Annotated in this window: 18 protein-coding genes; 6 read left to right on the forward strand and 12 right to left on the reverse strand. The window is 41.2% G+C overall.

Features of this window, described 5'->3' with window-relative positions; translation table 11 throughout:
* Positions 1 to 12: 12 nt before the first annotated feature.
* From CSB87_RS15305 to CSB87_RS15330, 6 genes are all read right to left on the reverse strand, one after another.
* Positions 13 to 402: a PaaI family thioesterase gene (locus tag CSB87_RS15305; protein WP_004888091.1), complete on the reverse strand. Its 390-nt coding sequence runs from the start codon at positions 400 to 402 to the stop codon at positions 13 to 15.
* A gap of 79 nt (positions 403 to 481) precedes the next feature.
* Entirely contained in the window at positions 482 to 1,732 is a 1,251-nt protein-coding gene (locus CSB87_RS15310; protein ID WP_004888090.1) for an OprD family porin, read from the reverse strand.
* Between the two features lie 81 nt (positions 1,733 to 1,813).
* Positions 1,814 to 2,953 (reverse strand): acyl-CoA dehydrogenase family protein, encoded by a 1,140-nt coding sequence (locus CSB87_RS15315; protein ID WP_004888089.1) that lies wholly within the window; start codon positions 2,951 to 2,953, stop codon positions 1,814 to 1,816.
* 74 nt (positions 2,954 to 3,027) lie between these two features.
* Positions 3,028 to 4,914, reverse strand: coding sequence for a feruloyl-CoA synthase (locus CSB87_RS15320; RefSeq protein ID WP_170318184.1), 1,887 nt, complete (start codon positions 4,912 to 4,914; stop codon positions 3,028 to 3,030).
* 82 nt (positions 4,915 to 4,996) lie between these two features.
* Positions 4,997 to 6,448 (reverse strand): aldehyde dehydrogenase, encoded by a 1,452-nt coding sequence (locus tag CSB87_RS15325; protein ID WP_004888087.1) that lies wholly within the window; start codon positions 6,446 to 6,448, stop codon positions 4,997 to 4,999.
* A gap of 37 nt (positions 6,449 to 6,485) precedes the next feature.
* Positions 6,486 to 7,325 (reverse strand): p-hydroxycinnamoyl CoA hydratase/lyase, encoded by an 840-nt coding sequence (locus CSB87_RS15330; RefSeq protein ID WP_002040868.1) that lies wholly within the window; start codon positions 7,323 to 7,325, stop codon positions 6,486 to 6,488.
* 247 nt (positions 7,326 to 7,572) lie between these two features.
* On the opposite strand from CSB87_RS15330, the gene mhpT reads away from it, so the two are divergent.
* The 3 genes from mhpT to CSB87_RS15345 all read left to right on the forward strand — a co-directional run bounded on the left by mhpT (position 7,573) and on the right by CSB87_RS15345 (position 10,133).
* Positions 7,573 to 8,805 (forward strand): 3-(3-hydroxy-phenyl)propionate transporter MhpT, encoded by a 1,233-nt coding sequence (gene mhpT, locus CSB87_RS15335; protein ID WP_000411717.1) that lies wholly within the window; start codon positions 7,573 to 7,575, stop codon positions 8,803 to 8,805.
* Positions 8,806 to 8,875: 70 nt separating this feature from the next.
* Positions 8,876 to 9,334, forward strand: coding sequence for a MarR family winged helix-turn-helix transcriptional regulator (locus CSB87_RS15340; RefSeq protein WP_004888086.1), 459 nt, complete (start codon positions 8,876 to 8,878; stop codon positions 9,332 to 9,334).
* Between the two features lie 106 nt (positions 9,335 to 9,440).
* On the forward strand, positions 9,441 to 10,133 hold the full coding sequence (locus CSB87_RS15345; RefSeq protein ID WP_079377001.1) for a GntR family transcriptional regulator: 693 nt from the start codon (positions 9,441 to 9,443) through the stop codon (positions 10,131 to 10,133).
* 43 nt (positions 10,134 to 10,176) lie between these two features.
* On the opposite strand, the gene CSB87_RS15350 is transcribed toward CSB87_RS15345, so the two are convergent.
* Together CSB87_RS15350 and CSB87_RS15355 are read right to left on the reverse strand one after the other, a co-directional pair.
* The gene (locus CSB87_RS15350; RefSeq protein WP_004888083.1) at positions 10,177 to 11,121 is read right to left on the reverse strand and encodes a PDR/VanB family oxidoreductase; all 945 of its coding nucleotides are present in this window, start codon (positions 11,119 to 11,121) and stop codon (positions 10,177 to 10,179) included.
* Between the two features lie 12 nt (positions 11,122 to 11,133).
* Positions 11,134 to 12,210, reverse strand: coding sequence for an aromatic ring-hydroxylating oxygenase subunit alpha (locus CSB87_RS15355; protein ID WP_004888080.1), 1,077 nt, complete (start codon positions 12,208 to 12,210; stop codon positions 11,134 to 11,136).
* 492 nt (positions 12,211 to 12,702) lie between these two features.
* Here CSB87_RS15355 and CSB87_RS15360 point away from each other — a divergent pair, with 492 nt between their 5' ends.
* The 3 genes from CSB87_RS15360 to CSB87_RS15370 all read left to right on the forward strand — a co-directional run bounded on the left by CSB87_RS15360 (position 12,703) and on the right by CSB87_RS15370 (position 17,812).
* Positions 12,703 to 14,049 carry an MFS transporter gene (locus tag CSB87_RS15360; protein WP_004888078.1) on the forward strand — a complete coding sequence of 449 codons (1,347 nt, stop codon included), beginning with the start codon at positions 12,703 to 12,705 and terminating at the stop codon, positions 14,047 to 14,049.
* Between the two features lie 31 nt (positions 14,050 to 14,080).
* The gene (locus CSB87_RS15365; protein WP_004888076.1) at positions 14,081 to 15,361 is read left to right on the forward strand and encodes an OprD family outer membrane porin; all 1,281 of its coding nucleotides are present in this window, start codon (positions 14,081 to 14,083) and stop codon (positions 15,359 to 15,361) included.
* A gap of 252 nt (positions 15,362 to 15,613) precedes the next feature.
* A complete protein-coding gene (locus tag CSB87_RS15370) occupies positions 15,614 to 17,812 on the forward strand; it encodes an OsmC domain/YcaO domain-containing protein (RefSeq protein ID WP_004888074.1) in 2,199 nt (732 codons plus the stop codon).
* Positions 17,813 to 17,876: 64 nt separating this feature from the next.
* Here the strand turns inward: CSB87_RS15370 and CSB87_RS15375 are convergent, their stop codons facing one another.
* The 4 genes from CSB87_RS15375 to CSB87_RS15390 all read right to left on the reverse strand — a co-directional run bounded on the left by CSB87_RS15375 (position 17,877) and on the right by CSB87_RS15390 (position 22,928).
* Positions 17,877 to 19,547, reverse strand: coding sequence for a GMC family oxidoreductase (locus tag CSB87_RS15375; RefSeq protein ID WP_004888072.1), 1,671 nt, complete (start codon positions 19,545 to 19,547; stop codon positions 17,877 to 17,879).
* A gap of 28 nt (positions 19,548 to 19,575) precedes the next feature.
* Complete coding sequence (locus CSB87_RS15380) at positions 19,576 to 20,469, reverse strand: alpha/beta hydrolase (RefSeq protein WP_004888070.1); 894 nt, start codon at positions 20,467 to 20,469, stop codon at positions 19,576 to 19,578.
* Between the two features lie 72 nt (positions 20,470 to 20,541).
* Complete coding sequence (locus tag CSB87_RS15385; RefSeq protein ID WP_004888069.1) at positions 20,542 to 21,396, reverse strand: SDR family NAD(P)-dependent oxidoreductase; 855 nt, start codon at positions 21,394 to 21,396, stop codon at positions 20,542 to 20,544.
* A gap of 44 nt (positions 21,397 to 21,440) precedes the next feature.
* Positions 21,441 to 22,928 carry a flavin-containing monooxygenase gene (locus CSB87_RS15390; protein ID WP_004888067.1) on the reverse strand — a complete coding sequence of 496 codons (1,488 nt, stop codon included), beginning with the start codon at positions 22,926 to 22,928 and terminating at the stop codon, positions 21,441 to 21,443.
* Positions 22,929 to 22,966: the final 38 nt, after the last annotated feature.

Below are 22,966 nucleotides of genomic sequence, written 5' to 3' on the forward strand. Positions count from 1 at the left end.
GAATGGTCGTAATTAATCTAAAACCAGAAAATTAGCTGTGCTTCGTGCAATCATTTTGTTGTTTTGCCAAGCTTCACTTTCGAGATTCAGTACGGTTTTGCCTTGTTTAATGAATCGGCATTTTGTAATGACTTCGCCCACAGCACAGGGCCTTAAAAAATCCATCGTTAAGTTAATGGTAGTAGCTGGTTTACGGTCATTGGCGAGAAATGCAAAAAGTCCCATCACATCGTCGAGCATGGCGCAGATCATGCCGCCTTCAACGGTGCCGCGTGGATTGGTAAAGCTTTCTAGCGCTGTGTAGTGGATGTTAAGTTCAGTGTTTTGGTCATTCCAATGGATATTGTGTCCACCCAAATGGTGATGAATGGGCGGTAAGTGTTCTAAAGTTTTTTGATCCATAATGAAGGGTCCATGCTGAATTATTTATTTCCCGAAAATAAAAAGAGGTTCTATGTGTAATAGAACCTCCTGTTTTGAATTATTTAAATTTCCATGTGTAGTCGATGTTGAGACGGGTTTCGTTTACAGGTTTGATATTGGCTGTAGAGAGCATGTTGTTGTCATAAATGGCATAGCGCGCGCGTAGACCTAAATTTTTTAACCAGCCACTTTGAACGGTGTAGCCTAAATCAAAGTCTGTTTCTCGCTCTTTTAGATTAGTTCCGCCTAAGTTAGGTGCATAAATATTGTGACCTGTGGTGTAACGGGTCATAAAACGTAAACCCGGTACAAAATCTTTAAAGTCATATTCATAACGGAAGCTATAGGCCTTTTCTTTTGGGTTTAAAAACTCGCCCGGCCATGTATCAATAAGGAGTCCAGTTTCACCACCAGTCAAATACGGGAAAGCGGTATCGCCGTGATGTTGGAAAGTTCCAAAAATAAACTTATGGTTTTGATGTTTGAGTTCGAAATGCGCATGGTAAAGGTCATTATCGACTAAGCCTGCTTTTGCTTGTCCGTCGTCTCGGCTGCGGTAGTAGCGTAATTGTGAACTCAGATTGGACGTATCATTAATTTTATATTGGTGTAATGCACCGACCATAGTTTGGTTATAAAGATTATCAACATCCATGTAAAAAGCGGTGAGTTTTAGTGCAGGATTAAACTGATAGTTTCCACCTAAGTAATAAAGCCCATCAGTTTCAGCACTTTTAAATCGTCCATTTACGCCTGAAATTTTAATTTTTTCATAGTTGGTCGAATCACGATGATTCACTTTATCGAGGTAAGCTGCCTGTAAATCAAAATCTTTAATATCTTTACTGGTGAGTGAAATTCCTCGATAGGTTTGAGGAAGCAAACGAGCAGGTGAAGCCACTAAAACAGGGTTCATTGGCATTAATGTACCGATGCGTAGCTCGGTCTGGCTCATTTTAGCTTTTGCTGTGACGCCAATTTCTCCATAAGAGTCAGCAGGCTCATTGGTACGCGTGTCTCTAGGTAAGTTTCCTGTACCTGCGTATTTTGCGCTGGCATCCAGTTTAAAGCCTGCCGTTGCAAGTACATCCAGCCCAAAACCAACGGTTCCTTCGGTATAGCCTGAATTGGCTTTAAGAATAAACCCTTGTGTCCAGTCCTTGGCAGCAGGGTAAGCGGATTGTTCTTGGTAGTCGCGGTCAAAATAAAAATTTCGTGTGGTGAGTTCTACTGAACTATTATCAATAAAACTGCCAGCCCAGACCGAGCCTGAGAGCATAAGGGTAGAGTACATCCATAATTTCGACATAGCATTTCTTCCTGAAATAACATTTTTTGTTTTCAACAAGGCATAGTTGTTGTGTCTGTCTTATTCGGTTTTTAAATCGAATTATTTTCCGAGCAGTTCTCGGGCCACGATTTCCTTCATAATTTCATTGGTTCCCCCATAAATTTTTTGTACCCGCGCATCTACAAAAAAGCGTGAAATCGGGTATTCCTGCATGTAACCGTAGCCACCGAAAAGCTGAAGTAATTGGTCAATCACTTCACATTGGACATCGGTAATAAAGCATTTCAGTGCGGCAACTTGAGTCACGCTTAACTGGTGTTGTTGATACAGCGCCGCACATTGATCTACAAAGGCTTGGGCGGCTTTCGCTTTGATTTGCGCGTTTGCCAGCACAAAGCGTGTGTTTTGCATTTGACTTAAAGGTTGTCCGAAAGCTTTACGCTCCAGTACATAGTCTTTGGTCAGTTCGATGGCGCCTAAAATCGACCCCAAAGCCATCATGGAAATGCTTAAACGCTCACGCGGTAACTCTTGCATTAAATAAGCAAAGCCTTGTCCTTCTTCACCCAAACGCTGAGTTGCAGGCACACAAACATCATCAAAAAATAGTTCGGCTGTATCTTGGGCATGGAGTCCGATTTTTTGTAAAGAGCGACCTTTTTTAACGCCGTCTAATGCAGCATCCACTAAAAAAATCGAAATGCCTTTTGCTTTGGCTTGCGGATCGGTTTTTGCTACAAGAACAATCAGGTCGGCATGCAAGCCATTTGATATAAATGTTTTTGAACCATTCACACGATATTGGTCATTTTCTAAAATGGCCTGAGTGCGTATAGCCTGTAAGTCTGAACCAGCATTGGCCTCTGTCATGGCAATTGCAGTGACGACTTCACCTGTCACCATTTTGGGTAGCCAATAACGTTTTTGCTCTTCAGATCCAATATTTTGTAGATAAGGAGAGACCAGCTCATTTTGCCCACCAATGGCAACTGCCAAAGACGCAAAGCCAGCTTGAGCAGTTTCTTGAACCAGCATGAGGGAGTAATGAACAGGAGCGCCATAGCCGCCATATTCCTCAGGCACATCGACACACAAAAAACCATTTTCCCCAAGACGAAGCCATAGATCACGTGGGATGAGGCCTTCGTGTTCCCATTGTTCATAATACGGAGCAACCTGTTCTTTTAAGAACCTGCGATAGCTGTCCCGAAATAGTTCAAATTCTGTATCGTGTAGCATGTTGAACCTTTTTTTGGCAAAAGTGAGGCTAAGGCCCAAACCGAAGTTTGAGCTTCCTTTTTTATTTCAATTGCTTATTGTTTTAAGGTGGGCACCCGAATAATCAGCGGGTTATCAGTCTGCTTTTGATAAAGTTCATCAATTAAAGCAGCACGACGCTTGGTAATACTGCTTTGATTGAGGTTGCCTTTATCGGTTACTTCGCCTGCATCGAGTTGAGGTGGCTCGGTCATTAAATAAAGCATTGAGACTGTATTTGAGCTGCCAGTCGCATCTTTATTAAAGGTCGTTAAAAATTGGCGGAACCATTGCTGGACTTTAGGGTGTTGCAATATCTCTATTGCAGAATGTTCACCAAGCTTAAGGCCAGCATATTGAGCACACGCTTCTAATTTTGGAAAAATCAAAAAACCAATAGCATTCAGGTTTGAACCTGTAATGCAGACATCTTGAATCAGTAAGTTACCTTGAATGAGTACTTTATTGCGTAGTGTGCCCACATTCACAAAAGTACCCGTATTGAGTTTAAAGTCTTCGGCAATTCGTCCATCGTACATCAGTCCTTTGGTTGGATCATTGATGTCGACTAAACGAACAGCATCGCCTGTATGGAAAAAGCCTTCATCATCAAAAATAGTGCTCTGCTGGTCTGCCTTTAACCGCCAATAGCCTTTCATGACATGTTTGCCACGAACACAAAACTCAAGTTTGTCACCACATGGCACTAGCTTGATTTCGCATCCCGGAGCAGGGTAACCAATAAAGCCAGCCATCACGCGTGGACCAGTTGTGAAAGCACAAGATGGTGCAGTTTCAGTCATGCCTAAGCCGCTCATAATGCGAATTTTTTCACCGCAATGTTGCTGAGCAATTTTATCGAGTCTGTTCCAGCCCGCTTCTGAAAGCGCTGCACCTGCAAAGAATAGAATTTTAACTTTGGCAAAAAAGCGGTCTCTTAATTCTTCATCTTTTTCTAACGCTTCAGTGAGTTCTTCCCAGCCTTTTGGCACATTTAAATAAACTGTTGGAGAAATTTCTTTGAGGTTACGAATGGTTTCGTCAAATTTTCCTGCAACGGGTTTGCCATCATCAATGTAAATCGTACCGCCATTATAGAGCGCGATGCCGACATTGTGACTGCCGCCAAAGGTGTGGTGCCAAGACAGCCAGTCGAGTAGGACAGGCGGCGTTTCTTCAAACTCAGGGAAAGTTTGTAATAACATTTGCTGATTAACACACAACATTAAATGCGTGGTCGGTACAGCTTTAGGCAATTTGGTTGAACCTGATGTAAACAGAAATTTGGCAATCTGGTTTTCATCAAGGGTTTGATAAAACTCTTGTACATTTGAAACTGGCGTATCTAACAGCGACTGAAAAGACGTGCAGATCTGATCGCCTACAATACCTTTATTGGTTACCACTTCAATGTCGGATGTAATACACGCTTGAATGGCTTTGGCAAAGGCCTGACCATCGCTGGCATAAACCATACCAGGTGTTAGCACTTCAAATACATGTTTGAGTTTGCCAAAGTCTTGAGAAATCAGAGAGTAGGCAGGGGAAATAGCAGAGAAAGGCACACCCGCCAACATGGCACCCATAGAAAGTGTTAAATGTTCGAGGTCATTGCCACTTAAAATAACCAGTGGTCGTTCTTGGCTTAAATTACGGTCATGCAAAGCTTGAGCAATGTGCCATGCGCGTTGTAGAACTTCTGCATAACTTAGTTTGACCCATTCACCTTGAGCATTGCGTTTTGCTGCAAAAATATGGTCGGGTTTGGTTTGTGCAAAATGAATTAATCGATCTGTCAGTTTTTGTGGATACGGTTTTAATTGCTCTTTTGGGCTGATATAGAGCGTTTGATCTTTATAGTGATAATGAATATCGTGTTGCCCTAATTTTACGAACCGTTCGCGGTCTTGTGATTGAGTGGCATTCATTTGCATTTCTTTCACTCCATGGAAAGCGCATCACTGCGCTTTATTTTTTTGCATCATACAATTTTTATTTAATATGTCGGTATTCGCATTAGCCTGACTAAATCGGGTAATGACGTGATTGGGTTTGAATGGTAATCCAGCGTAAATCGGTAAACTCGGCAATAGATGCTTTACTACCAAATCGTCCGTATCCACTTGATTTTGTTCCGCCAAATGGCATTTGAGCTTCGTCATGTACGGTTGCGCCGTTAATATGACAAATACCCGAATCAATCTGTTTAGCCACTTCTAATGCCTGTGAAATATTCTGGCTAAACACTGCTGAAGAAAGGCCGAACTCGCTGTCATTTGCCAGTGCTACACCTTCTTCAATACTTGAAAAACGTTGAACTGTGCATACAGGGCCAAATGATTCTTCGCGGTAAAGCAGCATGTCAGGTTTAATATTGAGCACTAACGTCGGTTGCATGGTGGTGTCTTCAATATGGATACCTAAAGGTAAGTCAGCCCCTTTGTTTTGAGCATCTTCAAGCAAATGTTGAATACGGTTTGCAGCGCGGCGACTTTCTAAAACACCGAGTACATTGTCTTTTGAGGTTGGATTACCTGCCCGAATGGAACGGGTTTTCTCAATCAGTTTTTCAATAAACTGGTCGGCAATATTGTCTTGAACCAAAACACGTTCGGTCGACATACAAATTTGCCCCTGATTAAAGAATGCTCCAAAAGCGACTGCATTTACAGCTTCATTAATATCAGCCTCATTTAAAACCACAACAGGGGCTTTACCACCAAGTTCAAGCAAAACAGGTTTTAAATATTTAGCAGCAGTCTCGGCAATAATTTTGCCGACTTTGGTTGAACCGGTAAAATTAATGCGTTTCACAGCTGGATGAGACACTAAGCGCTCCACGATTTGTGGGGCATCTTCGGCGGCATGTGTAATCACATTCACGACACCTTCACCCAGTCCTGCTTCATGTAACACTTCACCAATGAGACGATGTGTTGCAGGGCAGGCTTCCGATGCTTTTAATACAACGGTGTTACCACAAGCCAAAGGCATGGCAAGCGCACGTGTTGCCAAAATCACAGGCGCATTCCAAGGTGCAATGCCAACAATGACACCGCAAGGAACCCGTACACCCATTGCAAGATTGCCCGGCACATCTGACGGAATCAGGCTTCCGTCAATTTGTGTGGTCATTGCTGCTGCTTCACGTAACATGTTGGCAGCAAGGTGAACGTTAAACCCATACCATGTTGCAGTTGAACCTGTTTCTTGCATTCCAGTTTGAATGAATTGCTCGGTTTTTTGGTCCATTAAATCGGCTGCTTTTAATAAGCGTAAACGGCGCTCGGTAGGCGAGAGTTTCGACCATACTTTAAAAGCTTGCTGCGCTGAATCGATTGCACGATCAACATCTTCGAGTGTTGCAGCAGCAGCTTTAGTTGCCACCGTTCCATCAATTGGACTAATACGCTCAAAAGTTGCCTGATTTGATGCATCAACAGATTGACCGTGAATAAGTAACTGTACATTTTGCATGGGTTGCGTCCTTACATTGCCATTAAAGAATCAAAAGTTAACCAGTACGTTTATAACTCTGTAAACCCGGTTTAATTGATTTTTCATCTAAGAATTGTTTCAAACCTTCTTGGCGACCATTCTCGGTATCTCGGTGGATACATTGATCAAGCTTGGCATATAAGTAATCTTCGTTTTGGTCCCATGTCAGTTCACGGCAACGCTTAAAGCCATTTTTAGCAGTACGAAGAACCACAGGGTTTTTCTCGAGTAAGCAATTTGCAAGTTCAGTTACTTCTGCTTTTAATTGGGCAAGCGGTACACTTTTGTTCACAAGGCCCATGGTTTCGGCTTCTTTACCGCTAAAAGTTTTACCCGTCATGATGTAATACAAAGATGCACGATGACCTACGGTATCTGCCATTGCTTTGCTTACAAGGTTGCCCGGTGGGATACCCCAGTTAATTTCAGATAAACCGAAAGTTGCTTCATCTGCTGCAATTGCTAGGTCACACGCCACTAAAGGTGAGAAACCGCCTCCGAAACACCAGCCGTTAACCATAGCAATCGTTGGTTTTGAATACATACGAAGAAGTTGCCACTGCCAGCGACATGAGTCACGACGAATACGCTCTTGGAAAATTTCTGGTTGAGTGTCGACTTCACGGAAATATTCCTTCAAATCCATACCCGCTGTCCAAGAGTCACCTGCACCGGTCAGAACCAAAACCTTGGCATTTTGATCAAGCTCTAGTGTTTCAAGCACATCAATCATTTCACGATTGAGGGTTGGGCTCATGGCATTTTTCTTTTCAGGGCGGTTTAAAGTGACCCATGCAATTCCATCTTCAACTTTAACATCTACTGTTTCCCAGCGGTTTTCATAACTCATCTTCATACTCCTTGAATGATTTTTTGCTGTTCTGGGATTTAATCTAATATCAGTTAAACTTACATTCAAGTCTTTTTTGGAAAATTTCATAAATATTTTATAATTTGTTGTATTTTAAATATTAATTATTTTAAAAATTAATTTTAAATAAAAATGTGTTGATTTTTTAATAAGTTTAACTGATATTTTTGGTGTGTTTAAAAATAATACACAAAGGGCTAAATGGAACGACTAGTCAATAAAGGACAACACAATGGAAAAAATATCAGGACAGCCTTCAAGGGCAAAAATCACATTGCTACTGTGCTTTGCCATAGCAATTTTTGAAGGCTTTGATCTTCAATCAATGGGGGTAGCCGCTCCACGAATGCGGGCTGAGTTTATGTTGGATAATGCCCAGATGGCGTGGGCATTTAGTGCTGCAATTTTGGGAACACTCCCAGGCGCAATATTAGGTGGTCGGTTTGCCGATATTGTCGGGCGTAAGAAAATTCTGATTTTTAGTATCTTACTTTTTGGAATTATGTCTTTGCTAACCGCCTATGCGGCCAATTTTAGTCTGTTACTACTCATTCGTTTTTGTACTGGTTTAGGAATGGGTGGGGCACTACCCATGATGATTACGCTTGCCTCTGAAGCCGTACCTGACCAGCACAAAGGTACTGCGGTTAGTGTGATGTATAGTGGCATTCCTTTTGGTGGCTTACTCACTTCCGTCGTTGCTATGTCGTTGGCAGGCGATGCAGAGTGGCGTCATATTTTCTATATCGGAGGGATTGCACCTATTTTACTAATCCCACTGATTATGCGCTTTTTACCTGAGTCAAATGATTATCTGCAACGTAAAGTTCAAGCACAGCAAACCACGCCATTCTTTGAAGTTTTATTTGCCAAAGAACGTCGTATGTCGACCATTCAGCTTTGGATAAGTTTTTTCTGCACATTGGTGGTGTTGTACTTTTTGTTGAACTGGTTGCCGTTGCTGATGGGTGCGCAAGGCTTATCGAAACTACAGGCGAACTATGTACAGATGGGCTACAACGTTGGTGGAATTTTAGGTTCGGTTCTGATGGGTGTATTGCTTGATAAATTACGCATGAGTTTTGTGATTAAGCTGATTTATCTCGGCATTTTATTTTCGCTGTGTTGTTTAGCAATTTCTCCGACCGTGGCTTTACTTGCACTTTCGGCAGTGGGTTGTGGTTTATTCATTGTGGGTGGACAATCGGCATTGTATGGTTTGGCTGCCATGTATTATCCAACCGAAATGCGTGGAACCGGAGTTGGCGCAGCGGTTGCAATCGGGCGTATTGGTTCATTTGCAGGGCCTTTAATGGCTGGTTTTTTACTCTCACTTGGACAAAGCTCGACCATTGTGATTGGTTCAAGTATTCCAGTGATTTTAATTGCAGCGATCTCTGCATTACTTCTTGTCAAAAAACCTAAACAGCCTGTACATTTAGTACAAAGCTCAGGTGCTCGCTAAGTTTTAACGAAAGTATGGGGTTAGAACCTCATACTTTCACTACAGATTTTCTTATGATGATTGAAAGGTTATGGTACGTTCGAATTTAGTTCAAAAAAAAGTAGAAGATGAGCCTAAGTTAAGTTACATGATTGCTCGTGTTGACCGAATTATTAGTAAACATTTAACAGAACATTTAAAAGAGCTTGAAATTACCTTACCGCAATTTACCGCACTTTCTGTTTTAGCTTCAAAAAGTAATGTATCCAATGCCAAACTTGCTGAGCGTTCTTTCATAAAGCCGCAATCTGCCAATAAAATTTTGCAAGATTTACTGGTGAATGGCTGGATTGAGAAAAAGCCGGATCCGACACATGGCCGACGTATTTTAATTACCTTGACCGAAAGCGGGATTGAAAAGTTAAACAAATGCAATGAAGTGGTTTTAAAAGTCGAAGAAAAAATGCTTGAAGGTATTGATATTAACCTGGCTTATTTAATTCGTAATAATCTCGATATTATGGTCAATAATCTTAAAAATTTTAAATAAGTGTATTTGTTTAGGTTGAGATAAATTGCTAAGTACTGATTCACACAGAAAATTGATTTCATTTTGCAAATGAACTTGCTAGCATCGAAGTGACGTTTTTGATGATGTGTGGCAACGAATGTCTTCAGGACAACAAGTTTTACTAAAACTAAGAAAAATGATTATTTCAGGGGAACTTGAAGGCGGTGCCAGAATTGCCGAGATTCCTACTGCCGAGTTACTTGGTGTTTCGCGCCAGCCTGTTCGTATAGCCTTTCGGTTGCTCGAACAAGAAGGTCTCCTCATTAAAAACCCAACTCGTGGTTACACGGTTCGTGAAATTTCCGGAAAACTGGTGCATGACGCACTTGAAGTGCGAGGGGTACTGGAAGGATTGGCTGCGAAAACTTTGGCAGAACAAGGTTTAAGCGAAGAGCAGAAAAAGACGTTGCAACATTGCATTCAGGAAACTGAAAAACTCTTTAATGAAAAGGACGAGTTTGGTGATGCTGAACTAGAACGTTATCATCATTTTAATGTCATCTTTCATGACACGATTATTGAAGGCGCGCAAAACGTTGCGCTCATCCAAGCGTTGGCTAAAAACAATCAATTGCCGATGGCTTCTGCTCAAGCCATTACTTATGACCAGAACCAAGCTTTGTCAGAATATCGCCGTTTGCACTATGCACATTTGCAGCATTGTTCGATTTTCGATGCATTGGTAAATCGTCAGGCAGGGCGTGCTGAAACATTAATGCGTGAACACAGTAGTGTGGTAATTTTAGGTGAAACCCTAAGAAATATTCTCAGCGCTTAAGGTAAAAGAAGTTCCTTTATTTTTGAATAAAGGAACTGAGGTATTAAAGCTCAATCACAAGATGTTTAGTTTTTGCACGAGAACAGCAGGGCGTAAACTGATCATTTAAAGCATGTTCTTCATCGGTCATAAATAGATCCCGATGATCTGGCGTACCTTCTACAACGCGAGTAATACATGTGCCGCAAATACCTTGCTCACATGAAACAGGAATATCAAAACCATTCGCAATTAATGCTTCTGTTGCAGTCTGCTCTGGTAATACTTCAATTTGGCGGCCCGTACCTTTCACTTCGATAGTAAAAGCTTCATCGTTAGATGCATCTACCTTTTGCGCGACAAAATGCTCTTGATGTAACTGTTCGCTATGCCAACCCGCTTGCTCGGCAGAATTCATGACAAACTGCATAAATCCTGTAGGCCCACACACATATAAGTGTTTATCAGGTGAAGCTTGGCCCAAAACCTCTGCCATATTACATTCGGTGTTAGGTTGGTCTTGAATATGAAAATGGACTTGGTCACTAAAGTGCTCGGTTAAATTGCCATAAAAGGCAATCATTTCATGACTACGAACAAAGTAGTGCAATTCGAAAGGAGTATTGGCCGACTTAAGCCGATACGCCATCGACAAAATAGGGGTAATACCAATACCACCCGCAAATAAAACCGCTTGTTTGGTTTGAGGGTGAATTTCAAATAAATTACGAGGTTCACCAATTTTTAAATGATCGCCTTCACGATATTCGGTGTGAATGCAACGTGAGCCACCGCGTGAATTGGCATCATGTAAAACACCAATCACATAACGATGCTTTTCACTACAGCAATTTGAAAGTGAATATTGACGAGTGAGGCCATTTTTCAGATGCACATCAATATGTGCACCTGCTTCAAAACTCGGCAGCTCCGTACCATTTGCTGCAACCAATTCAAACGCACGAATAGTCGGGGTGAGCTGGTGAATTTTTTGAATAATAACGTCCATGTCCATGCTCCTTTAAATAATCCGAATGTTTGGAAACTTCTGTGTGAATGTTTCAGGAGGTGTTTTATTTTCTTCGGCAAGTAGTCGGTCAATGACCTTACGGGACTGGACACCGCCTGCATCGATATTGAGCATCAGTAATTTGCGATGTGGATTATTTAAAATGTTTTGTTGCTGTTGCTCCAACATTTCTAAATCTTCAGTAAAGATTTTGCCTTGGCCTTCACGAATTTGATCGGTGAGTTCAGCATTATCTGGCTGGAAGTTGCGTGCCATTCCCCAGAAATACCAATGTGATGTTTCAGTTTCCGGCGTAATAAAATCGACCACGATTGAGGAAACTTTTTTGTCACTTGGTGCGTGATAACCACCCTGTCCAGCATGTGCGACACCTACTTCAATGTGAACATTACTTGGCGCAAAGAAGTGGCAACGTTGCCAACGGTCAACAGGTACATCATCTGCCAAATGATTGCCGCGAAGGGCCATTTGCCAAAATGGAGGTGCGATCACATTTTCCATATAGCGTTCGGTTATGACATGGTCACCGTCAACTTTAGTCACAGGCAGGGCTTCATCAATTTCTTTTTGCCCAATACTGCTTGAGTGAACATAGGTTTCGTGGGTTAAATCCATTAGGTTGTCGATCATTAGGCGATAGTCGCACTGAATGTGAAACAGGCCTCCGCCATAGCTCCATTCGGGATGATCTGCCCATTCTAAAGTTGGCAGTTTTGCTTCATCTGCTAAAGCTTTTTCACCTGGCCATACCCAAATAAAGCCGAACTTTTCAACAACTGCATATGCTTTATTACATGGGAAACCGTTTACACGTTGAGCTGGCATTGAAACGGTCTTTCCGTCACAGCCCATAACTAAGCCATGGTAACCACAGACGAGGTTGCCATCTTCGACATATCCCAGTGAGAGTGGGGCACCACGATGCGGACAAAAATCTTCAACAGCTGCAACTTGGTTTTCTTTAGCACGATAAAAAACGATTTTTTCACCACAGATGGTGCGACCTAATGGTTTATCTTGGATTTCTTCTGGACGGCAAGCTACATACCATGCATTTTTAATAAACATTTGTGACGACTCCTTATCACTTATTGGATCCAATTTATAGTAAATAAAAATATTGGTCAATTGATAAACAGGATCTTTTTTTACATTACTTTCCTTGATTGTTTATATCTTTAATATTAATTCAGATTTTTTTTATTTTTTAAAAGTTTTGGTCATTGAAGTTTAATTTGGATCCATATTTATTGGGTTAAAAGAGGGATAAGGAGAAATCCTTTGAGTTGTAAAATTGAAAATAGATAAATTTTTATGGATCCACATTTGTAATTTTAAATAAATTATACTTATATTTTTCAGCTATTTAATTTGATGGTTATTAAATTTTAAAAATATTGTTGATTTTTTGGATCCAAATATTCAGTATAGAAAAAGAGCAGGATGCTCCAAAAAACAAATATTCCTCTAGGTCATGATGGATACGGATATGCATAACCACCCAATCGCTCATATTAGCAATGTCGTGTGTATCTCTTATCCACATTGGGAGATGCATAAATGGAAAGAGATGTTCTAAGTGAGATCAATCAAAATAATATGAGCCGTTATCAATGGTTCATCATTTTGATCTGTATTTGTCTCAATATTATTGATGGCTTTGACGTGATGGTAATGGCATTTACTGCTCCATCAGTGTCAGCAGAATGGTCACTTTCAGGGGCACAAATTGGCTTATTGCTGAGTTCAGGTCTTTTTGGGATGGCTGCCGGTTCAATTTTTCTTGCGCCTTTAGCCGATAAAATCGGTCGCCGTTTACTTATCTTGGTTTGTTTAGTGATTGCAGGTCTTAGCATGTTGTGCTGTGCTTTGGTGCAAAGTCATGGCATGTTGGCAGCACTTCGGTTTATTACCGGAATTGGGGTAGGCGGGATTCTTGCGAGTAGTAATGTCTTGGCAAGTGAGTATGCCAATGCACGCTGGCGCAGTCTCGCAGTGAGCTTAATGTCTACAGGTTATGGCATTGGTGCGACACTAGGCGGAGTACTCTCACTGGCCTTGATTGAGCATTTAGGTTGGCGTTCAATCTTTTTGGCAGGGGGGATCACAACCATAGTGATGTTGCTGATTAGTGCCTGGTTATTACCTGAATCTTTAGATTATTTGTTGGCAAAAAGACCAAAACAGGCATTAGAACGTATTAACGCAACAGTAAATCGTATGGGGTTAACTGCTTTAAAAGCTTTACCTTATTACGGCCAGAATAATCAAAAAAATACAGGTGATATTGGTAAATTATTTTCAGGGCAGCAGGGGTTGCAGACACTTTGTCTTTGGTTTGCATTCTTTTTAGTGATGTTTGGCTTTTACTTTGTCATGAGCTGGACACCAAAAATTCTGATTTCAATGGGAATGTCGCCTGAACAAGGTGTAAGTACCGGCATTTTAATTAGTATTGGCGGTATTTTCGGGGCGGCCATTATTGGTTTATTGGCATCGCGCATGAAAGTCTTTTATGCCTTAAGTCTGTTTTTAGGGCTAACCTCGGCATGTGTTTTCCTATTTGTTGCTGTCTCATCTCAAGTCAGCATTGCACTCATAGTCGGTTTATTACTTGGCACCCTCATTAACGGTTGTGTGGCAGGTTTATATTCTATTTCTCCAACAATTTATGATGCTGAAATCCGTAGTCGCGGCGTGGGTTATGCCATTGGTTTTGGTCGGATTGGGGCAATTTTATCGCCAACGGTCGCAGGCATTTTCTTAGATAAAGGTATTGCACCTGCAACGCTGTATGCCTATTACGGTGTGGTGTTTATTTTGGCTATTTTCCTGATTTTGAGTTTGGGTAGCGCTTTTTACCGCAGTCAAAAAGAGCAAAACTTCTCACTTAAAACAGCACCTTAATCCACTAAAAATTAAATAGTTGAGTTAAAAAATGAAAAAGACACCATTATGGGTGGGGGTATGCTTGTGCCCATTATTTAGTCAAGTTGTGCATGCCGAGTTTATAGCAGACAGTAAAGCTGAGCTGACACTGCGTAATTTTTACTTTGACCGAGACTATAAAAAAGACCCATATCCGTATACCGCAGCTAGAGATTGGGCACAGGGTTTAATTTTTAAAGGACAGTCGGGTTATACCGAAGGGACAGTTGGGTTCGGTGTTGATGTACTTGCAATGGCGGGTTTTAACCTAATGGGAAATCGGGCAGATGACTATGCACGTAGTGGCTTACTCCCAGTGAATACCGATAACTCACGTGATGATTATTATGGAAAAATAGGCATTACAGCGAAGGCTAAATTTAGAAAAAATGAGCTTTTTGTGGGCGATTTGGTTCCACAATTGCCAACCATATTTTCATCACCAGCGCGTTTGTTCCCTCAGACTTATCGCGGTATTCGCTTTGTTTCAAATGAAATTCCAAATCTTCAACTCGAAGGTTTTTATGTCGACGAAGTGCGGCAGCGCGATTCCATTCGTTATACCGATGTTGGAACAGACAATATCAACCATCGATTTGACAAAGCTGCCACCACTGACTCGTTTTATACTTTAGGTGGAAGTTATCAGTTAAAAGACTATCGTTTACGGGCTTACCATGCTGAACTCAAAGATATTTATCAGCAACAATTTTTGGGTTTTAACGGAAAGCAGCCTTTAAATGACCAGCTTAATTTTTTAAGTGACGTGCGGTTTTTTAATAGTGAGGAAACTGGAAGTAAAAAAATAGGAGAGGTTGATAACCGTCATATTAGCGGCCTATTTGGTTTGAACTATCAAAATCATACGGTTTCTTTGGGTTATATGCAGTCATTTGGTTCGACTGGTTTGCCATTTTTGTCGGGAACAGAAAGTCCAGTTGTGCTTGATTTTATGAGTTCGGACTACTCAAATAAAGATGAAAAAGTCTATTCGATTCGTTATGAATATGACTTTAAAAATGCGCGGATGGGGGATGTTTCATTGAATGGACTGCGCTTTATGACCCGTTATGCCAAAGGTGAAGATATTGATTTGCTGCAATATGGTGATCAGCGTTTTAAAGAAGAGTCGATGGAGTTTGATTTGGGCTATAAAATTCCTGAAGGTAAATTAAAAGGCTTAGGAGTGCGGGCCCGCTTTTCTCACTACCGTAATGATATGCCAACGAATATGACCTTCCACTCGGCAAATGAAACGCGTTTGAATGTTGATTACACCTTTAAATTTTAATGGTTAATATTTAACTAAATTCAAGACAAGTTAAAACATTGTGACCATCAATGTTTTAACTTTAGTTATCAACTTCACAAAATCACTCTATAATACCGCCAATCTTATTAAAGCCCATTGAGTTGTTCATTAAACACATGGCTTTAATCTCTCATTTTTTTAAGTCAATTTCTTCGCTGTGATTCGGCTTATTTTTCAATATTTAGAATTTTATGTGTCTGTGCTGACACATAAAAATATTTAGGTGCCAGCATGGAAATCAAGGTTAATTATCTCGACAATCTTCGACAGGAAGCTAAGTTCGATGACTTTACGGTAATTGCCGATCAACCAATTCGCTACAAGGGTGACGGTTCGGCACCGGGCCCATTTGACTACTTTTTAGCATCGTCAGCATTGTGTGCAGCGTACTTTGTAAAAGTGTATTGTGCAGCTCGAGATATCCCAACCGATAATATTCGTTTATCGCAAAATAATATTGTTGATCCTGAAAACCGCTATAAGCAAACCTTTAAAATTCAAATTGAATTACCAGCCGATATTTCAGAAAAAGATCGCCAAGGGATTTTACGTTCGATTGACCGCTGTACTGTTAAAAAAGTCATTCAAACGGTTCCTGAATTTATTATTGAAGAAGTTGAAAGCATTGATGCAGATGCACAAGCATTGTTATTGCCAAGTTTAACTTCAGAAAACCATACCTATATTCAAGGTAAAGATCTACCATTAGAAGAAACCATTGCCAATATGTCTGCTATTTTGGCAAATTTGGGCATGAAGATAGAAATCGCGTCTTGGCGTAATATTGTCCCAAATGTATGGTCGTTACACATTCGTGATGCACAGTCTCCGATGTGCTTTACCAATGGTAAAGGTGCCACTAAAGAAAGTGCTTTGGCATCTGCATTGGGCGAGTTTATTGAGCGTTTAAACTGTAACTTCTTCTATAACGACCAGTTCTGGGGTGAAGATATTGCCAATGCTGAATTTGTGCATTATCCAGATGAAAAATGGTTTAAACCGGGTCCAAATGGTGAATTACCTAAAGAAATCTTAGATGAATATTGTCTTGAGATTTACAACCCAGATGATGAGTTACTTGGCACGCATTTATATGATACCAACTCAGGCAATATAGAGCGTGGCATTTGCTCGCTACCTTTTGTGCGCCAGTCTGACGGTGAAGTTGTATATTTCCCATCAAATTTAATTGAAAACTTGTACTTAAGTAACGGTATGAGTGCAGGCAACACTTTGGCAGAAGCTCAAGTTCAATGTTTGTCTGAAATTTTTGAACGTGCTGTAAAACGTGAAATTTTAGAAGGTGAAATTGCACTTCCAGATGTTCCTGAAGACGTATTAGCAAAATACCCAAGTATTGTGGCTGGTATTAAAGGCTTAGAAGAGCAAGGTTTTCCTGTATTAGTTAAAGATGCATCATTAGGCGGTCAGTTCCCTGTAATGTGTGTAACTTTAATGAACCCGCGTACGGGTGGGGTGTTTGCATCTTTCGGTGCGCATCCAAGTTTTGAAGTTGCGTTGGAACGTAGTCTGACCGAATTACTTCAAGGCCGTAGTTTTGAAGGCTTAAATGATTTACCTCAACCGACTTTCCAAAGTAATGCAGTGACTGAGCCGAATAACTTTGTTGAGCACTTTATTGACTCAAGCGGTTTAGTTTCTTGGCGCTTCTTTAGCTCTAAATCTGACTATGACTTTGTTGAATGGGATTTTTCTGGCGAAGGCGAAGAGTCGAATGCAGAAGAAGCTGCAACTTTGTTCGGTATTCTCGAAGAGATGGGTAAAGAAGTGTATATGGCAGTCTATGAGCACTTAGGTGCGACCGCTTGCCGTATTTTAGTTCCTGATTATTCAGAAATTTATCTTGTTGAAGATCTGATTTGGGACAATACCAATAAGGCACTTGCATTCCGTGAAGATATTTTAAATTTGCATCGTTTGGATGATGAACAGCTTGAGGCGTTGGTTGAGCGCTTAGAGGAATGTGAGCTAGACGATTACACTGAAATTACCACACTCATTGGCATCGAATTTGATGACAATACAGTTTGGGGACAGCTCACAATTTTAGAACTGAAATTGCTCATTTATGTTGCATTACAACAATTTGAAGAAGCAAAAGAGCTTGTCGAAACTTACTTGCAATATAACACCAACACCGTTGAGCGTGGTTTGTTCTATCAATGTATGAACGTGGTACTTGAAGTAATATTAGATGAAGAACTAGAGCTTGAAGACTACCTGACTAACTTCCGCCGTATGTTTGGTGACACACGAATGGATGCGGTATTAGGTTCTGTCGACGGTAGCGTTCGTTTCTATGGTTTAACGCCAACAAGCATGAAACTAGAAGGGCTTGATCGCCATTTACGTCTAATTGAGAGTTATAAAAAATTGCATGCAGCTCGTGCTAAAGCGGTAGCGATGTAATTTAAGAAACTAAATAAAAAAGCCTATTTTTAAATAGGCTTTTTTTATAAAACAACTTGCTAGTTTAGGCAGAGGCTTTCGTGATCTCTATGGTTTCTTCCGTTATTGGATAGTCTGGTTGTTCATCCAAAGTGTGTTTAGCCGGAATATAAGACATTGCACGTTCTGCTAGAGCAGTAATGGTTAAACTTGGGTTTACACCTAAATTGGCACCCAACATAGAGCCATCTACAACATATAAATTTTTATAGTTAAACACACGATTTTTGCCATCGACTACACCTTGTTCTGGGCTAGATGCAATCGCGCAGCCTCCCATACAGTGAGCAGTAAAAGGCACATTAAATAAAATTTCGGTAATGGTCGTTATTGGATGACCATTAAACATTTTGGCGACTTTTTCAGTAAAGGTATTGGCTTGTGGAATATAAACAGGAAGCTTTTTTCCTTCACTCGACAAAACCTTGCCAAAAGGCCAGAACCAATTGCGTTTTAAACGCATGTTAATTGAAGCATCGGCAGTTTGCATTACTAAGAAAATTAAGGTTTGACGTGCAAAACCAACAGGGTTGCTCATACGTAAGAATATAAGTGGATGGCTAATGAGTACCCATAACCAATAAAAAATACGTGTCCAACCTGGTTTACCTTTTGCCATATACGTACACATGAGACCCATAGCATCGGAACCACTTTGGTAGCGTGTCGCTTCAATATGAGTATCATGGTCAATATAGATGCTTGAACCAATTGCAACGCCCTTACTCATATCGACATCTTTATCAAAGAAACGGACTCCTAAGATAGACTCCGCATTGGTACGTACCCGATTACCCAAATCATCAGAAATATTTGGTAGAGAACCAGATTGTTTTAAGCGGAATAGCATTTCTTGGGTGCCCAAAGAAGATGCCGAGAAAATTACGTTACGAACCCGCCAAGTACGACGTTGTTTGTTAAACCATGAGCTTGAGCATTCAGTCGTGACTTCATAACCATCACTACCATCGACTTTGCCATTGAGTGGTTTAACATCAACCACTTTGGTTTCTTCATAAACCTTGGCGCCATTTTTTTCGGCAAAGTACAAATAATTTTTATCTAGAGTATTTTTTGCATTGTGTTTACAACCTGTCATACAGCCACCACATGCTGTACAGGTGCCACGATCTGGTCCTTCACCGTTAAAATAAGGGTCTGGATAAGTCTTTCCACCTTCTTCGCCTTCGGGAGGAAAAAAGGTTGCAACACGAGTCGGTTTAAAGGTATGGCCTACACCTACCGCTTCACCCATTTTCTTTAACATGTGATCGGCAGGGCCAAGTATTTTATTGTCAGTCACTCCAAGCATACGTTCTGCTTCGGCATAGTGCTGCGGCATTTCATTTTTCCAGTCCGCAGCATCTGCCCAAGTGCCTTCATCCCAAATGTGTTCGGGTGGAACGAGCAGGGTATTGGCATAGGTAATTGAGCCACCGCCTACGGCATTACCGCAAATAATAGTGACATGGCGAAAAAAACGCATATTGAAATAACCAAAAAGTTTCATACCCGGACGCCAGATCCAGCGGCGTGTGTTCCAGTTATTTTTAGCAAAATCTTCAGCTTTCCAACGACGCCCCATTTCCATTACAGCAACTGAGTAGCCTTTTTCGGTGAGACGGCAGGCAGAAACACTACCGCCAAAGCCTGAACCAATGATGAGATAATCATAGTCATAATTGTTTGATGCCATGCCAAAGGCTCCTGTCTAGTGATATTTTTTATATTGACTGCATGTGTTTATCAATGAATTGTCCAATGCGCTTAATTGAGTCATCGGATTCTTTTAGTATACCTGCATGGAATTGAAAAACGTGCCCAACTTTGTCATAAATCTTAAATGTGGTCGGAATACCGCATTTCTCGGCTTGTTCTGCAAGACGTTTCGCATCATCTAATAAAACTTCTTCGGTACCAACATGGATCAGAACCGGTGGTAATCCGGTTAAGTCAGCATAAAGTGGGGAGCAGGTCGGATCGGTTGCCGATTTTTGGCCGCAATAGTTTTTTGCACACCAAACTAACCAGTCTTCTGAGAGCATTGCATCTTGAACAGCATGAGTTTTCAGCGTGCTTCCTGAAAGACTTAAGTCAACCCAAGGTGAAAGTAAAACTAATGCCGCTGGTAAAGGTAAACCTGCGTTCCTTAGCGCAATAACTGTACTTAAGCTCAGGCCGCCACCAGCGGAGTCACCAGCAATCACAAGTTTTTTGGGATCTTGTCCTTGAGCAAGTAAAGCCTTATAGACTGCAATGCTATCTTCAATAGCAGCAGGGCTTGGATGTTCTGGGGCTAAACGATATTCAGCTAACCAGACTTGTGCCTGAGCTGCATGTCCGATCTGAGCTGCAAGCTTCGTGTGACTTTTTGAGCTACCCACTACATAGCCACCGCCATGCAAATACAAAATGCCGAGCCCTGATTTGGTCGTTTTAGGCTGAATATGAACTGTCGGTACTTGAGCAATATTTTGCTTTTTAGTTTGATAACCACGTGGCCCAAGCACAATAGCACTGGCCGCATCGCTACAAAAACGTTGTAATTTCACTGGCGTTTTAGGAGATAAAGCTGGGCGTAGTGTGGTACGAATGGTCCATGCGAGAAGTTGCTTCATGATAAGCACTCATACTAAGCAGGTGAGATTAGTCAGCATCTCTGAAAATCAAGAGTATGCTGACCACTATTTTTATTTTGCTGACTTATTAAGTAGTCGAGTTTGCCAAGCAGTCGCGGTTGCAAAGATCTTTTGGTAGCCTTGCGGAAGAATACGCTGAATTACATCAACGGCTTTTGCATCGGCTCCAATAAGTAAACGGCGACGGTTCTTACGAACAGCCTCCAAAATTTGCTGAGCTGCATCATCAGCAGGAGTGCGAAGTAATTTATCGAAAGCGTCTTGGCTTTTTAGCGGGTCCATTCCTAAAGACTGGACGCTATTGTTCATACGTGCAGCTTTGGCAATATTGGTACGAATACCACCCGGATGCACACAAGTCGCGCTCACACCAGCATTTTGCATATCAAGTTCTTGGCGCAATGATTCAGTAAAACCACGAACGGCAAATTTACTGGCGTTATAAGCACTTTGGGTCGGTTGAGCTGTTAAGCCAAACATACTGGAAATATTAATAATATGCCCATCACCACTTTGCTTTAAGTAAGGCAAAAATTCTTTGGTGCCATAAACCACGCCCCAAAAATTAATACCAATGAGCCATTCAAGATCTTCATAGCTCACACCTTCCGCTGTACTACCAATCGCGACACCAGCATTATTAAAAATCAGGTTAACTTGGCCATGTTCATCTACAACTGCTTTTGCCCAAGTTGCAACGTCATCACGTTTAGCGACATCAACTTTTTGAGTGGTGACTTTGACAGAGTAGGGCGCTAACAGCTCGACTGTTTTGGCTAACCCAGCTTCACTAATATCAGAAAGTGCCAGGTGACAGCCTTGTTTAGCGAGTGCTATGGCAATTGCTTGTCCAATACCTGAACCCGCACCTGTCACAGCTGCGACTTTATTTTTAAAAGACTTCATAAAATTCTCCGTTTATTTTTCTCATTTCCTATGGCGAAGCTTATTTAAGAAATAGCCGACACCTGAGTGTAGTTTTCAATGTCAAAGCGACGAGTGCGTTGACGATATTCAAGAGTGAAACCCGGCCAGTTATTGGTATTTTTACCATCAGCAGTTTGGTACCAACTGGTACAGCCTTGCGCCCACACCGTTTTTTTCATTTTCTCTTGAATATCTTGATTAAATTCGTGTTGAATTTCGGCACGAATGTTGGTGAACAGCAGGTTATTTTTCAAAGTAGTGCGCAGCGCATCTAAAATATAATTTACTTGGCTTTCAATCATATAAACAATTGAGTTATGCCCGAGGTTGGTATTTGGCCCATACAGCATAAAGAAGTTAGGGAATCCGTTTACTGTCAGGCCTAAATAAGCTTCAGCACCATCTTTCCATGTTTCTTTTAAGGTGCGACCATCAAGTCCAGTAATTTGCATTGGCGCCATAAATTCAGTCGCCGTAAAACCTGTACCGTAAATAATGGCATCAACTTCACGTAGATTTCCTTCCGTGTCTAAAATGCCATGTTCGGTAATTTCTTGAATGCCTGTATCAATCACATCAACATGAGGTTGAGTCAGTGTTTCATACCAGTGGTTAGAAATTAAAATACGTTTACAACCAATTGGATAATCTGGCATTAAGCGGTGACGTAACTTTCCATCTTTAACAACTTTTCGAATGTGGCGCTGAAATAAATATTCCACCAAAGGCATTTCATTGAGTGAAGTTGTAAAAGCAAGTAGGCGAATTTCATGATGACCATATTGCAAGGCACGGTCTAGACTTTGCAAGATCGGCAGTTTACGGAAAGCTTTTTTCTCTAAAGGTTGATAAACCCGATCTGGTTTAGGAATGACATACGGTGCCGAGCGTTGATAAACGTCTAGGTGAGCCACTTGTTTTGCAATTTCAGGTACAAACTGAATCGCACTTGCGCCTGTACCAATGACTGCAACACGTTTGCCAGTTAAGTCATAGTCATGGTCCCAGCGTGCTGAGTGAAATGCCTTACCTTTGAAATTTTCAATGTCTTTAAGTTTTGGATAGGCAGGACGGTTGAGCTGGCCTACCGCGCCCACTAAAAATTCTGCTTCAAACTGTTCACCAGCCGTACTTTGGATATGCCATACGCCTTGCAAAGCATCAAATTCGGCGCTGGCTATTTCAGTATTAAATTTGATGTGCGGACGAAGATCATATTTATCGGCACAGTGACGCAAATATTGATAAATCTCTTGAGATGTCCCGTAGCGATTTTTCCAACCAAGTTCCTGTTCAAAAGAAAAAGAATAAAGATGCGACGGCACATCACATGCAGCACCCGGATAAGTATTGTCACGCCAGACACCACCTACATCGGCAGCTTTTTCAAATAGAGTAAATTGTTCAAAACCTGCTTGTTTGAGACGAATGGCAAGTCCTAGACCACCAAAGCCAGTGCCAATAATGGCGATGCGTACATTTTTATTTGAATTAGACGACGAATTAAACATAGGCTGCTCTAAAATCCTTAAAAACAGTGAGCGAAAAA

This window comes from Acinetobacter sp. AR_0276 (genome assembly GCF_003000705.1).
Taxonomy (GTDB): domain Bacteria; phylum Pseudomonadota; class Gammaproteobacteria; order Pseudomonadales; family Moraxellaceae; genus Acinetobacter; species Acinetobacter nosocomialis.